14 protein-coding genes and 2 pseudogenes are annotated in these 12,619 nt (G+C 67.5%); 11 read left to right on the top strand and 5 right to left on the bottom strand.

Going from position 1 to position 12,619, the window contains the following annotated elements; all coding sequences use genetic code 11:
* The first annotated feature begins 26 nt into the window (after positions 1 to 26).
* Both ACWDRB_RS60900 and ACWDRB_RS60895 read left to right on the top strand, forming a co-directional pair.
* Positions 27 to 569 carry a hypothetical protein gene (locus ACWDRB_RS60900; protein WP_449910874.1) on the top strand — a complete coding sequence of 181 codons (543 nt, stop codon included), beginning with the start codon at positions 27 to 29 and terminating at the stop codon, positions 567 to 569.
* Positions 570 to 641: 72 nt separating this feature from the next.
* The gene (locus ACWDRB_RS60895) at positions 642 to 857 is read left to right on the top strand and encodes a hypothetical protein (protein WP_431921285.1); all 216 of its coding nucleotides are present in this window, start codon (positions 642 to 644) and stop codon (positions 855 to 857) included.
* Between the two features lie 40 nt (positions 858 to 897).
* On the opposite strand, the gene ACWDRB_RS60890 is transcribed toward ACWDRB_RS60895, so the two are convergent.
* A complete protein-coding gene (locus ACWDRB_RS60890; RefSeq protein WP_449910871.1) occupies positions 898 to 1,263 on the bottom strand; it encodes a hypothetical protein in 366 nt (121 codons plus the stop codon).
* Between the two features lies 1 nt (position 1,264).
* Positions 1,265 to 1,387 (bottom strand): hypothetical protein, encoded by a 123-nt coding sequence (locus ACWDRB_RS60885; protein ID WP_449910869.1) that lies wholly within the window; start codon positions 1,385 to 1,387, stop codon positions 1,265 to 1,267.
* Between the two features lie 491 nt (positions 1,388 to 1,878).
* On the opposite strand from ACWDRB_RS60885, the gene ACWDRB_RS60880 reads away from it, so the two are divergent.
* Positions 1,879 to 2,508: a hypothetical protein gene (locus tag ACWDRB_RS60880; protein ID WP_449910867.1), complete on the top strand. Its 630-nt coding sequence runs from the start codon at positions 1,879 to 1,881 to the stop codon at positions 2,506 to 2,508.
* 208 nt (positions 2,509 to 2,716) lie between these two features.
* On the opposite strand, the gene ACWDRB_RS60875 is transcribed toward ACWDRB_RS60880, so the two are convergent.
* Complete coding sequence (locus tag ACWDRB_RS60875) at positions 2,717 to 3,997, bottom strand: helix-turn-helix domain-containing protein (protein ID WP_449910866.1); 1,281 nt, start codon at positions 3,995 to 3,997, stop codon at positions 2,717 to 2,719.
* Between the two features lie 204 nt (positions 3,998 to 4,201).
* On the opposite strand from ACWDRB_RS60875, the gene ACWDRB_RS60870 reads away from it, so the two are divergent.
* The 5 genes from ACWDRB_RS60870 to ACWDRB_RS60850 all read left to right on the top strand — a co-directional run bounded on the left by ACWDRB_RS60870 (position 4,202) and on the right by ACWDRB_RS60850 (position 7,883).
* Positions 4,202 to 4,516: a hypothetical protein gene (locus ACWDRB_RS60870; RefSeq protein WP_449910864.1), complete on the top strand. Its 315-nt coding sequence runs from the start codon at positions 4,202 to 4,204 to the stop codon at positions 4,514 to 4,516.
* Positions 4,517 to 4,663: 147 nt separating this feature from the next.
* Positions 4,664 to 5,002: a hypothetical protein gene (locus ACWDRB_RS60865; RefSeq protein ID WP_449910862.1), complete on the top strand. Its 339-nt coding sequence runs from the start codon at positions 4,664 to 4,666 to the stop codon at positions 5,000 to 5,002.
* Between the two features lie 183 nt (positions 5,003 to 5,185).
* Positions 5,186 to 5,671, top strand: coding sequence for an HAD family hydrolase (locus tag ACWDRB_RS60860; protein WP_449910860.1), 486 nt, complete (start codon positions 5,186 to 5,188; stop codon positions 5,669 to 5,671).
* The gene (locus tag ACWDRB_RS60855; RefSeq protein ID WP_449910859.1) at positions 5,668 to 6,453 is read left to right on the top strand and encodes an endonuclease/exonuclease/phosphatase family protein; all 786 of its coding nucleotides are present in this window, start codon (positions 5,668 to 5,670) and stop codon (positions 6,451 to 6,453) included. The genes ACWDRB_RS60860 and ACWDRB_RS60855 overlap by 4 nt, the downstream gene beginning before the upstream one ends.
* Positions 6,454 to 6,959: 506 nt before the next feature.
* Positions 6,960 to 7,883: a CorA family divalent cation transporter gene (locus ACWDRB_RS60850; protein WP_449910857.1), complete on the top strand. Its 924-nt coding sequence runs from the start codon at positions 6,960 to 6,962 to the stop codon at positions 7,881 to 7,883.
* Here the strand turns inward: ACWDRB_RS60850 and ACWDRB_RS60845 are convergent.
* Positions 7,840 to 9,110 (bottom strand): annotated as a pseudogene (locus ACWDRB_RS60845) (RNA-guided endonuclease InsQ/TnpB family protein). The gene ACWDRB_RS60850 and the pseudogene ACWDRB_RS60845 overlap by 44 nt on opposite strands.
* Positions 9,111 to 9,519: 409 nt before the next feature.
* Positions 9,520 to 9,864 (bottom strand): hypothetical protein, encoded by a 345-nt coding sequence (locus ACWDRB_RS60840; RefSeq protein ID WP_449910855.1) that lies wholly within the window; start codon positions 9,862 to 9,864, stop codon positions 9,520 to 9,522.
* Positions 9,865 to 10,745: 881 nt separating this feature from the next.
* On the opposite strand from ACWDRB_RS60840, the gene ACWDRB_RS60835 reads away from it, so the two are divergent.
* From ACWDRB_RS60835 to ACWDRB_RS60825, 3 genes and pseudogenes are all read left to right on the top strand, one after another.
* A complete protein-coding gene (locus tag ACWDRB_RS60835) occupies positions 10,746 to 10,871 on the top strand; it encodes a hypothetical protein (protein WP_449910853.1) in 126 nt (41 codons plus the stop codon).
* A gap of 16 nt (positions 10,872 to 10,887) precedes the next feature.
* Positions 10,888 to 11,052 (top strand): annotated as a pseudogene (locus tag ACWDRB_RS60830) (RNA-guided endonuclease InsQ/TnpB family protein); the annotation flags it as partial.
* Positions 11,053 to 11,155: 103 nt separating this feature from the next.
* Complete coding sequence (locus ACWDRB_RS60825; RefSeq protein WP_449910851.1) at positions 11,156 to 12,601, top strand: IS4 family transposase; 1,446 nt, start codon at positions 11,156 to 11,158, stop codon at positions 12,599 to 12,601.
* Positions 12,602 to 12,619: the final 18 nt, after the last annotated feature.

Here is a 12,619-nt window from a genome sequence, read left to right as displayed (position 1 = left end):
TGCATGTCGGGCCTCTGGAACCGCGCGTGATCCGCGCCTGGGATCCGGACACGTTCCCGCCCGCGGAATGCATCCTCACGATCATGACGCTGGCAGCCGTGCCGCGCGGCTTAGCCACCCGCCTGTCCGCTTTCCTCGTCGGTGGCATCACCGTGGGAGCGGGGGCTGTTCCGGATCTGCCCGGCTTCGAAAACCTGCGAAACGTGGACCTACCCCTTCAAACGGGTACCTGGGACAGGTCCCCCGGCGTGTACGATCCGGCGCGCCGTCGTATCGGGGTGGGAAGCGCGCCCTCTCCTTCCATCAGCGTCGCAGCTCATGAAATAGGTCACGCCGTCGACGACCTCGATGGGCATCCCTCGCAGTCGACGTTCTGGATCAGCTTGCACGACCTGCTGGCCTCGGCCTTGATCCCGCCGTTCCAGGAGAGCGTGCGCGAGTGGTTCGCCGAGGCCTTCGCCTGCGTGCTCACCCGCCGAGCCCGCCAGCTGGTCAGGCTGATGGGCGACGATGAATCGGCGGCCCAGCAGGCATATCAATGGTTCGCCCGCAGGTATGGCATCGGATAAGGGGGCATGAAGCGACGTGGAAGCTATGCTGGACCACACGCACCGATCTCGGGACTTGGGAAGGGGGCACACATGAGCGTCGTCTTGTTGCCCAGCGGAGTTATCCGCATACCGACCAACTGCACACTGGACGACGGCACGATCGTGGACGGCACCCGTGAGCTCGCGCCTGAGGATTCGGACTATTGGCAGTGGAGGCCGTACGCGGTCCCCGAGGAAATCATTCGCTTTGGTGACCCGGACGACGCCGAACTGCTGGCGCGGTGGCGCGACGCGGCCAGTGCCTGAAGGTCATACCTCTCAGATCGTCAACCTCTACGGCAGGCGGTCATGCCCCAGGTCGGCCGGGCGCAGGGCGAGCAGCGAGCAGCGGCCCATTGGAGGCCCGCGTGGTTGATCGGTACAGCGCGCAGATCGGACCCTGCTCGGGCGTGGCGGCATCAGCCTCGTCCGGGTCGTCGGCCACGTCCACCTGAACCAGATCGACGTACTCGCGGCGACCGCGCCCAGGTCCAGCGCCCAGGTCCAGCGCGTCCTCCAGCAGGCTGGCGGCCTGTTTGGCGGTCATGTCGGCCGCCGCGGCGAACGCCGCGCTGCCGTCGCGGTTGCGGTGCGCCTGCTGGGTGAGCGGCTGCCAGGCCCGGGAGCCCTGCAGGCCGGTCCGGCGCAGGGTGGCCACCCGAAGACGGCGCACGTCAGCCCGGCGATGGTGGCGGCAGCCAGTGCGGCGCGTCCGGGCTGATCCGCTCCAGGAACGCCTCGCCCCGGGCGGGCAGGCACCTCCTGGGCCTGTGAAGCCCGAACGTCTCTCCCGCCACCTTCCCCACCGTCCGCTATCTGACGGTTAGCAATGGCCCTGAACGAAGCCTGGCCGGATCCCCCATCACCGAATGGGTCGTTGCACACCAGGCTCATGTCGCGAACGCGGGTCAGATTCAGAAGCGTGCCGGCCAGCAGGTCTCAAGGCCGACGCAGCGCATATCGTTCGTTGTCCGGCCAGCGGTCCGGCCGCAGGTCGCGCACCCTCATGCCGGCCGCAGTGAACCATGGCCTCACTCTGCGCGAGATCCGAAGGCCGTCGAACCGGGCTCCACAACCGAGCAGGTGCTCCAGCTCCTTCCCGCACCGCAGCAGCCGATGCTCCCTCGTGGGATCGGCGACATCGGGAGCCTGTGGGGGGTGCTGCCCAAACGGGCGGCAGTTCCGCTGGCGAAACCCGCACGGCTCACGATTATGGACAAGGATCACCATTGCGGACCGCTGACGGAATTCTGGCTCAGGGCGGGGCGGCGATCACAGAGGGGGCGATGTGACTGCAGAGCGGGCAGAAGGCATGGGCGAGGCCGCAGGCACAGCCGGACGCGACGGGAGATTCGCGCGTGCGGTGACCGAGGTGTTCGCCCCGCAGTATATGGGGATCGCCATGCCTGCGGTGGCCGGGCTGTTGGCCGAGGGCTGGGCGGGCCTGGCATGGGGGCTGCTCGCCGCAGCGGTGTGCGCGGGCGTGCCCGCGGCTGTGATCGCGGTGGGCGTACGGCGAGGCCGACTCGACTCGATTCACCTCATCGAGCGGAAGTCGAGGAAAGGGCCGATGCTGATCGGGCTCGCCGCGGTGGTGGTGGGCTTGACCGCGCTGACACTGCTGGACGCGCCCCGCGTGGTGGTGGCGTCGGTGGCCGTGATGCTGGCCTGGGTGTCGGTGATGGGGCCGATCACGCTGGTGTGGAAGATCAGCTTCCACACGGGGGTGTCGGCCGGCACCGCCGTCGTGCTCGCGCATGTGCTTCCTGCGCTGCCGGTCCTGCTGGCGGGCGCGGTGATCGTGGCGGTGATCGGGTGGGCCCGGGTCCAGGTGTCGCACCACACGGCCGCGCAGGCTCTCGCGGGCGCCGTGATGGGGGCGGCAGCGGCCTGGGTGACGCTCGCGATGATGCTTTAGGGCGCTTTCACGCCCGCTGCCGGTGAGCTCGACCAGTGCGTGTCCCACGGAATTCGCCCCGAGGACGCAGACGGACAGGTTCGCACGGACAGAACGTCTCTACGCGGCCGACGACGCCGTCGACCGCGTGCAGGCATCCGTCCAGCGGTGCCTGCAGGGCGAGGGCTCGGCGCCGGTCACCGACCAGAACAAGACGCTGGTGCGACGGTTACCCAGCCTCAAGCGCCAACATTGAGCGCAGTTCGCCCACCGCTGGGCGGGCTTGCTGATCGAGCGGTACCGCCCGGACCACCATGCGCGCCGTCTCCTTGATGTGATTGGTGCGATAGGCCGCAGGCAGTGAGTCGATCAACTCCGCTGCGATCCGGGCTCCCTCATCTACCCCGCCGAGCGCGGCCGTGCTGATGGCTTCATGCAGTCTCGCGTTCACCCGGTACTGGTAGGAGCGCTCAGGGATGATCTTCAGTACGCGTTCGCGTGCCGTGTCGGCCGCCGGTTCATCTCCGGCATAGGCGGCCACCCAGCTTTCGGCGAATGGGATCTGGTCCGGCCGGAAGAAGTCCCACCGGTCGCCGGTGACGCCCCGATCCATGTTGTCGTGCAAATCGTGGAGTCTCGCGGTGGCTTCCGCGGGACGGCCGAGCACGGCCAGCGCCTTGGCTTCTGCGGCGATGAGCCGCAGCCACGGCCGGCGGATGACGTGGCGCGCGTTCTGGATCAGGCGCAGCACAGTCTCCGGTTCACGCTGCCCGTACAGGCCGTGAATGGCTTCCTCTCCCCGGACAAGGAGACGCAATTCGACGTCACGCGAGGAGTCGGCGTGCTTCTTCGCGGTACTCCACCAGCGAATGGCGCTGCCATGCTCGCTCATCCTGGTCAGCGCGTTCGCTTGAATGGCCGCCAGTATCGCCGCCACACGGTGCAGTTCCGCCATCTGATCGTCGGCCGCGCTGTCCATCTGCTGGCGCAGCAAGAACAGGTCGATGGACAGATCTTGCACGACCTGAGCGGGGGGTCGTGTGCGGAGCGCGTGGAGATGGTCGGCGCGAGCGATGTCCCAGTCTTCGGCAGTGCGGTGGGGCGTGGTCGTCAGATCCAGCCCTTGGCGCACTACCTCCTCGAAGCCGAGGACTCCGACGCCGGCGGCCAGTCCGAACAGCTTTCGCCGCTTCGTGGCTTCCTCCCCGTCCTCGTCGCGCACGTCATCCACAGCCAGAGTAGGCACTGAGCCCATCTCGGCGGTAGAGGGATGAAACTTCGCAATTTTCCCTTGAGTCTCATCTCTCTCAAAGGCGGCAATAATTTCGCCGTTCGCTTCCACGGCTTTGTCGAGCGCGGCTGCGATCCTTCTTGTCGTACCTCTCCGGCCCTTTTCCAAGTCCTCCACGGTGGTCTTGCCCACGTCGGCACGCCGGGCGGCCATGCGAAGAGTTAAATCGGCGCCCATCCGCAGGCGGCGCAGAATCTGCCCGAACGTCTCTTCGCTCATCAGTGTCCGCCCATCTGACCTGTGTCCGCACTGTCCGCGGACAAGCAGCGGACTTTTGCGGACGCGCCACCACTAGATCTGACCGCTGGTAGTGACAACGCTACTCGTGGGCCGGAAATCGTCAGGCTGAATCGGCGGCGGCTTCCACCCGAGATCAAAATGCAACATCCCCGATTGGCCATTCCTACCCACCGGAGTCCAGCCGTGCTCCTTACCGAATCGTTTCCGACCCCTCTGCTGCCGAAAGGCGATGTCCTGTTCTCCTGGAGAGCACGCGAGAACCGCGATCGGGGCGCGGGCGGCGTGACCGACGAACCAGAAGTGGCCAGCACGAGACTCACCGACGCGATGACCAGATTCGCGCCCGGGGCGATCGGCTCGATCAGCCAAGTCAGCCTCGACCGGCAAGCTCCCAAACCCAGCTACATCCACGGGGAGGTGCTGCTCGAAGCGCACAACGACCGGCTCGGCATGCCCGTGTTCACGGTGCCATCGAAGCCGGCCCCCCCGGCCCTCTGATCGGCCCGCGCCGGCCAGATAGGACGGCTCTGACGGCTGCGACACGTTGCCAGAGCAGCTTCGGCTGGCCGGCGCTGGGCTGGCCGTGCAGGTCCTGCCTCGACGGCCACCCGCAGAAGACACCATCCCCAACCTGAAAGGACAAGCATGTCAAACCAGCAGAACGGATGCGCCCCCGTCGTGCAACGTGTCAACGACCACGTCGAGATCCGCAACGCCCAGCTCGGCGCGGACTCGCCCGTACTGTCCGTGTCCACAGACGAGTGGGGCGACTTCCTGATCAACATCCAGGACGGGATCGAGCCCGCGGGTGTGCTCCGGACGAGGCAAGTCGACGAGGACGCGATCGTCATGTGGCACATCGAGTCGTCGGACCCGCCTCTGGAGTTCCCGGCCAACGTGTGGAAGGACTTCGTCGAGCGCGCCAGACGCGAGGAGTACGACCTCGGGCGTCTGCCCCGCAGGACGGCCGAAGCGCCCGCCTGACCTTGAGCTTTCCGTCGGCCAACGCAGTTTCCCCCTGCTCCGCCAGGCTTGCCACCCTCAGGTGATCGCAGCACGCGGGGCCCCGGCTGGGCCGAGACCGACCATCGCCAACGGTCTCGGCCCACCGCCATCACACGTCAACTCGGCGCATCAGCCAGACCGCACGCACGAGGAGAGCACCCCATGCGTCCCCAAGCCGTCGTCACGGACTACGGCGACACCCTTACCGACCCCCACGCTGATCCCGACCCTCGCCGCGGGCAACGGCCCGTCGCACCCGACGCGGTTATCGCGTTGCGCGCTCTGCACGACCTCGAGCTGCGACTCGTCTTGGCCAGCAACAACCGGCAGGACCAGCCCCGCCGGCTGGCGCTGAGAGAGGCCGGCGTTGAGGACCTGTTCGCCGCCGTGGTGCTGTCGGACGAGATCGGGATCGGCAAGCCGCACGCGGAGTTCTACCGCAGGGTCATCACCGCATGCGACGTCCCGGCTGGTCAGGCCCTATGGGTCGGCAACAATCTCGACCACGACGTCAGAGGACCGCTGAAAATGGGGTTCGGTCGCGCCGTGCTGATCGGGGCACCACCCCCCGGTACGGTCCTGCCCCCGCACTCGCTGTCCATCGAGCACATCGCTGAACTCCCGGGCCTCATCAGGAGGTGGAAGTGACCGGCACCGCGCCACTCCGCGTGGGCTCATACAACCTGCTCGACGGCGGGATCGACCACGGGGACGACTCCCGGCTCCGGCGCCAGCTCCGAATACTGGCCGAGCAACACCTCCACGTCGTGGGCCTGCAGGAGGCAAAGAACTGGGGGCCTCAGCACTTGGACATGGCGGCCCACGCGCTGCACATGACCCCCTACCTGGCGCCCTCCGCGCACCATGGCTGCCACCTGGTGATCCTGATCGATGACGAGCGCGTCACGGACGTCCAGGAGCGGCACGAGAGCGGCTTTCCATACTGGCACGCGGTCGCCTGCCTGCGCACGAAAATCGACAGTGCCCCCGTCGACCTTCTCAACACCCACCTCGCGCCCTCCTCCCCGGCCATCCGGAGGATGGAGGCGGAGGCGCTGCGCCTGTTCGTCAAGGACCGGCCCATGATCGCGATGGGCGACTGGAACGCGGCCGCGCTGGACGACCCCGCTCTCCAGACGGGAACGCGAGATCCGCTGGGCAGGCGCAAACTCGACACCGATCCGGCCTTGGCCTTGCTGGAAGCAGGGCTCATGGACGCCGGAATGTACATGGGCGATCTGACCGCAACGGTGGGGCACACAGAGGGTCTGGCCTACCGGTGCGATCGCATTCACACGACACATTCGCGATGGATCGCGGCCCACGACGTCATCGCCACCTCTGAGAGTGACCACGCCCTGGTGATCGCCTCATTCAACGTGACCGCAGGGAAGGACACCATCGCCAGTCCTCCCCGTTCGCAGGAGTGACCTGGCACCAGACAACCGGCACATTCGCGTGGGCGCCGTGCGCCTCGTCCGGCCGCATCGTCCCGGGCCCGCCACAGCTTCGTGGTGCGGCCGGTTGCGCGTCCGAGGGTGGTCAGTGCCTGGTGCCGCATCCGGCCGAGAACCAGGGCCACCAGGAGAGCGGCCCCCGATCCCCGTGATCCATGCGCGGTGCGGCTGCCTGGCCGCACACGACGAGCAGCGGCCCGGCGGGCGCGAGTAAAACCTCAGCCGTGTACTACGCCGCCTGCAGCAGCCGGCTGGCGACATGAGCGAGTGCTCGGTGGCCGATGACGTCACTTTTGCCGGACTCATGGCGGCTCCTCTCCGTAGCATGGAGGGGAGCCGAAGGAGGTTGCATGCGCACACCCCCACGTCTCCCTCATGGATTACGCAGGGCTCACAGACCACAGCCACTTTCGAGCGATACCGGTTTGCCGCCTCCCCTGGTAATTGACTACGCGGCTTACATCGATGGCGCGCGAGTAATGTCGCCCGGCATCACTGAGGCCGTTCGGCTTGTGCGTCAGGGGCACCGGAACGCTTTCGTCTGGGTCGCTCTCGCCGATGCTGAGGATCCCGAGGTCGAGTGGCTGAGTGAGGTTTTCGACGTACCAGTACCGCTGGTCCGAGACCGTTGGTGGGCGCTCAAGCGACCTCGGGTCGAGGAGTATGGAGATGCGCTACTGGTAGCGGCAAGGAGCACGCACTATGACACCGCCGAGGACGGCCGCCTCATCGACACCGGTGAACTGAAGCTCCTGGTAGGCCCGGATTACATCCTCTCCCTCGAGCACAGCCCGCACGGCTGCCTCGCGGCTGTGCGCAAGGCCCTGGAACGCCGGCCGCACCAGGTCGCACTCGGCCCGTACAGCGTCGTGCACGCCATCCTTGAACACCTCATTCAGCAGTACCGCGAAGCGATCCATCTGATGTTGGTGGAGCTTGAAAACGTCGAGAGCACGCTGTACTCCAGCTCTGAGAATGACGACACCGATCGGGCCTATTTGCTCAGACGGGAATTCTCCGTACTCCGGCAGGCTGTTGTCCCGTTCGAAGCGCCGTTGCGACTGCTTCCGCAGCGTTTCCTGGTCCCTCCTGAGTTCCGGGAAGGACTGCGCGATCTGGGCGACGACCTCTCCCGGGTGACCGCCGAGATCAACGCAGGCTTCCAGCAGATCCATGTGCTGCTCGGCGAAGTACGAGACCAGCAGTCCTTGGCTCTCAACCGGCAGGTGCGAAAAATGACGGCGGCAGCGGCACTGCTGGGTGTTCCTGGCTTGGTCGCCGCAGTGTACGGAATGAATCTGATGAACGTACACGAGGTGCACTGGGCGCTCGGCGCGCCTCTCGCGCTCGCCGTGACCGTCATACCTTGCCTCTTCCTGCTGCGGTGGTTCCGTCGGAATTGACCTCCTCCCCCGCGTAAACGAGGGAGATTCCAACCGTCGCCGGTTGGCCTTCCTGCTTCACCGCCGGTCGCCCGCCCGAGAGGACTCTCGTTGAGGTCTTACACCAGCTCCACAGGCGTTTCAGCTCTCCGCCAGCCCGGCGGCGAGCACATTGCGTGCGGCATTGACGTCCCGGTCGTGGACCGCGCCGCAGCCGCAGGTCCATTCCCGGATGTTCAGCGGCATCGCCTCTTGCAGGTTCCCGCAGGCTGAGCACAGCTTGGAGGAGGGGAACCAGCGGTCCACCGCCACCAGCGTGCGCCCGTACCAGGCGGCCTTGTACTCCAGCATCATCCGCAGGTCGCGCCAGGCCGCATCCGAGATGGCGCGGGCCAGCGAGCGATTCTTGACCATGGTGCGGACCGTCAAGTCCTCCACGGCGATCACTTGATTCTCGCGAACAAGCCGTGTGGTCACCTTGTGCAGATGGTCCCGGCGCCGGTCGGCGATCCGGGCGTACACCTTTGCCACGCGCAGCCGGGCCTTGGCCCGGTTGTTCGATCCCTTCTGCTTACGGGCCAGCGATCGCTGAGCCCGGGCCAGCTTGCGCCGGTCGGCACGCTCGTGACGCGGGTTGACGATCTTCTCGCCGGTCGAGAGCGTGGCCAGCGCCGTGATGCCCGCATCCACGCCCACCGACGCCTCGACCGGCGGCAGCGGCGAGATCTTCTCCTCGAGGAGGATGGACACGAACCACCGCCCGGCCGCGTCTCTGGACACCGTGACCGTGGACGGCTCGGCCCCCTCGGGCAGCGGACGCGACCACACGATGTCCAGCGGCGCGTCCATCTTCGCCAAGGTGAGCCGGCCCTGGCGCCAGCGGAACGCCGAGCGGGTGTATTCCGCACTCGCGCGTGCCTTCTTCTTGCTCTTGAAGGTCGGGTACTTCGCCCGGCGCGCGAAGAAGTTCGCGAACCCGGCTTGCAGGTGGCGCAGTGCCTGCTGCAACGGCACCGACGACACCTCGCCCAGGAACGCCAGCTCGGGCGCCTTCTTCCAGGCCGTCAGCGCCGCGGAGGACTCCACGTAGGAGACCCGCTTGCCTTCCAGGGCGTAGGCGCGGGTCCGCTCTTCCAAGGCCTTGTTGTAGACCAGGCGCACGCAGCCGAACGTCCGGGCAAGCTCGCCGGCCTGCTCGGGAGTCGGGTAAAAGCGGTACCTGTAGGCCCGCTTCACCAGCTGCACCACGCCTCACATTTTCACAGAAAGATCAGCTAAGTACGGCTCAGTTGTCGTAGACGGCGGTCCGCCTGGCGGCGAATCGCCTGCTCCTGCCCTGCTCCGCAGGAGTCCGATTCCTCCCCCGCCTGAAGGCGGGGTCTCCTCGGAGGTAGCCGATGACCCGGCAGGCTACCCGGTCGAACCGGCGTACGTCACCCGTGGGCCCTTCACGATCAGGACGTGCTGCCGGAACAGCCACGCCGGTCATGCCGGTGCGCTACCCGGACGCCGGCATGACGAGGCGTACTGGTACAGGCGCCGCATCATCCGGCCTGCTGGCCACAGGGTGCCGAACCAAGCCTGCTCGCTGCGGCGCCGGAGTGTCCACCCAGAGGAACACCGCGGCGAGCACTGCCGCCCGGTTCCCGGTAGCTGCTCAGCAGACGCGGGCGTGTTGCGTCTCCAGCCAGCGGCGCGCCGCGGTGCAACCTGGCTGAGTGGCCTGGCACTCAGGGCATCGACAGCGGTCGCGGGTGTACGTCGCGCAGCGGCCGTGCGTGAGGTCTGGGTTGCGCCCGTCCATGAGCGCCTGGCACAGCCGGTCGCGGAATGCGGGGTCGCGGCGGGCCCGCCCGTAGGCGACCTCGTCCGGTAGGTCGTGTTCCTCCATCGCGGTGTCCAGCGGGACGCCGGCGGACACCGCGGCGAGGACATGCTCACGCATGTGGGCGGGGAAGACCGCGTCCATGTTGGCGCGGTACCAGTGGGTGGTGCGGTGCATGAGCATGTCCTCCTGCGATCACGGCTGTCAGCGTGGTGACCCCTCGCAGGGGAATGAGGATAGTTCGCGGCGAAGAAGCCGCTTGCACCGAAGTGGCGACCCCTCGAAGGGGCGATGAGGATGGGCCCGATGTGCGGCCCGGGTCGGCCTGCTGGTTGGTGCGCCCGCGGGCCCGACTAGGCACCAACGTACATTGGCGCCCGCGCGGGCACAACCGCTTCCGCGTGACCTACTGGGGCCGGTGGTCGAGGTGGACCAGTTCGGGAGGCAGCGGCGCGCGCCGAGCCGTCGACCTCGCGCGCATCTCCTCATGCAGCGCGGCCGCATCGCCAACGTGCCCGGCACGCGCGGCCTGGAAGGTGAAGGTTAGGCCCTGGAGCAGCCGCCACATCGTCTCGGCCTACCCATCGGCCGGGCCATGCTGGCCACCATCTACAAGGCCGCGGCCGCCGACTCGACCGGCCGCCTCCACCTGAAGTGCCTTCTTGGAGCCCGCCTTCCGGGAGGCGGACGGGCACGGCCTCGATGGCGGCGAACACGTCGTCCGGTTCGCGCAGCGAGCCGCTCCTGGCGCGTTCGAAGACGTTGCGCACGCACGCCATGCACAAACGGGACCCCCGGCGGCGGCCAGGCGCTCGTAGAACGCACCCCGTTCGGCCGCGTCGTAGCCCCATGTCCTCCCCGTCACCTCGGCCAGTGGCTATCTGCTGCGGCGTCGGCTGCGAGTTCGGCCGATGGCCTACCGTCGATCGCGTACAGCGCGAAGGATCAGCAGCCCACTCGAAAGCCCCGATCGCGACGTGTGCAAGGCGTGGATGCGCGAGCATGGCCTCACCCTCCTCGACGCGCAAGGACACTCCGTTGACCAGGAAGGCTCAGAGTTGATCACCACCACGTCCCCCGCCGCCGGCATCGGCACCGCCACCGTGGACCTCAAGACGTTGACCGTCAACGGCAAGAGGACGACGCTCACCGTCTTCCGGCAGATGCGGGCACCGCGCGGCTGAGTCGAGACAGAGCCAAGCTCGGTTCGTCTGCGCCGCCTGCGGGCTTCGGGCGCACGCGGACGTCAACGCGGCCTGCAACATCCGAGATACGGCCGCAGGGCATGCGGCTGCTGCGCGGGGATGCTCCGGGCTGCCGGGGCGGAAGAACCGCGAACCTCAACCTGTCCTCCACGCTGCGTGAGATGGGTTGGAATCCCCCGGCGGCTCGTGCCCCTCCGACAGCACGTGACCTCTACCTCTCCCCAATGCCGTTTAGTTAGCGATCTTGCTGGTAGCGTCGCTTGGTGATCTTGAGTGGTGTGTTGGGCGGTCCGGGTCGGTTGACGGATCTGGTGGCGGTCGGCGCGTTGACAGCGCTGATCCCCCGCCAGGTCCTGGACGGGGCCATTGCCACACACGAGTGCCGGGAGCGTCGGGTTCGCAAGCTGCCCGCGCACATGGTCGTCTATCTCCTGATCGCATTGTGTCTGTTTCCTGACGATGACTACGAGGAGGTCGCCGAGAAGCTGACCGGGATGCTCGCGTTCGTGCCGGGCTCGCGGTGGGAGCCGCCGACGCGAGGGGCGGTGACTCAGGCCAGGCAGCGCTTGGGCGCCGAGCCGGTCAAGGAGTTGTTCGAGCGTGTGGCCCGCCCAGCCGCCTCCGCGACGACGGCGGGTGCGTGGCTCGGCCGCTGGCGGCTGATGGCGATCGACGGATTCCTGCTCGACCTGCCCGACACTCCGGCGAACCTCGAAGAATTCCCCAAGGACAGCGCGGGCGGGTATGAGACCGCATTTGCGCAGGCCCGGGTCGTGGCCATCAGCGAGTGCGCCAGTCACGCAATCGTCGCGGCAGACGTGTCGGGCTGCTGGGACGGTGAACAGACCTTGGCCTACTCCCTGTACGAGCGACTGGAGGAGGACATGCTGCTACTCGCCGATCGCGGCTTCTACAGCTTCTACGCCTGGGGCCAGGCCCGCCGTAGCGGCGCCCAGCTGCTGTGGCGGGTGCAGGCCGGGCTACGCCCGTACTGGCTGCGCGACCTGGAGGACGGATCCTGGCTCGCGGTCATCACCAACCCCGTGGTCGGCCTGCACAAGTCGCAGAAGGCCCGGCTGCGTGAAGACGCCCGCCAGGGCCGGCCCCTCGACCCCGACCGAGCGGTGATCGTTCGGGTGGTCGACTACACCGTGCCCGACCGTAAAGGCGACCACATCCGGCTGATTACCCGCATCCTCGATCCGGCCGAGGCCACTGCTGAGGATCTGGCCCATTGCTACCATGATCGCTGGGAAGCGGAAACCGGCATCGACCAGCTGAAGACGCACCTGCGCGGGCCAGGCCGGATTCTACGGTCTCGCACTCCCGACCTGGTGCGCCAGGAGATCTGGGCCTACCTCCTCACCCATTGGGCCGTGGCCACCCTGATCTGCGTCGCGGCCACCACCGCAGGGGTCGACCCCGACCGGATCAAGTTCCTGGCCACCCTGCGCATCGTGCGCCGCTCGGTCACCGACCAGGCGGCCTTTCCGCCTGCACCCCACGGCACCCTATGGACGCGCACCGTCCACCAGGCCAGCCAGCCTCGCAATCGCAATCCCACCCGCCGACACCGCAGCTACCCCCGAGCCGTCAAACGCACCCGACGAAGCAGCTACAGGGAACGCCGCCCCTCCGACAAGGGCATCCGGCACGCAGGACCGCCCACCGTCGCGCTCCTACCGCGGCAACCTCGAACCAGAGCATGATCGTTAACTAAACGGCAT

This window comes from Nonomuraea sp. NPDC003707 (assembly GCF_053587055.1).
Note: the sequence above shows the minus strand (reverse complement) of the source record. Positions and strands in the feature narration are given on the sequence as shown.

Coding starts and splice junctions, on each gene's coding strand:
- ACWDRB_RS60865 (WP_449910862.1), top strand. CDS start 4,664: ATGTCAAACCAGCAGAACGGATGCGCCCCCGTCGTGCAACGTGTCAAC.
- ACWDRB_RS60875 (WP_449910866.1), bottom strand. CDS start 3,997: ATGAGCGAAGAGACGTTCGGGCAGATTCTGCGCCGCCTGCGGATGGGC.
- ACWDRB_RS60840 (WP_449910855.1), bottom strand. CDS start 9,864: ATGCACCGCACCACCCACTGGTACCGCGCCAACATGGACGCGGTCTTC.
- ACWDRB_RS60895 (WP_431921285.1), top strand. CDS start 642: ATGAGCGTCGTCTTGTTGCCCAGCGGAGTTATCCGCATACCGACCAAC.
- ACWDRB_RS60860 (WP_449910860.1), top strand. CDS start 5,186: ATGCGTCCCCAAGCCGTCGTCACGGACTACGGCGACACCCTTACCGAC.
- ACWDRB_RS60850 (WP_449910857.1), top strand. CDS start 6,960: ATGTCGCCCGGCATCACTGAGGCCGTTCGGCTTGTGCGTCAGGGGCAC.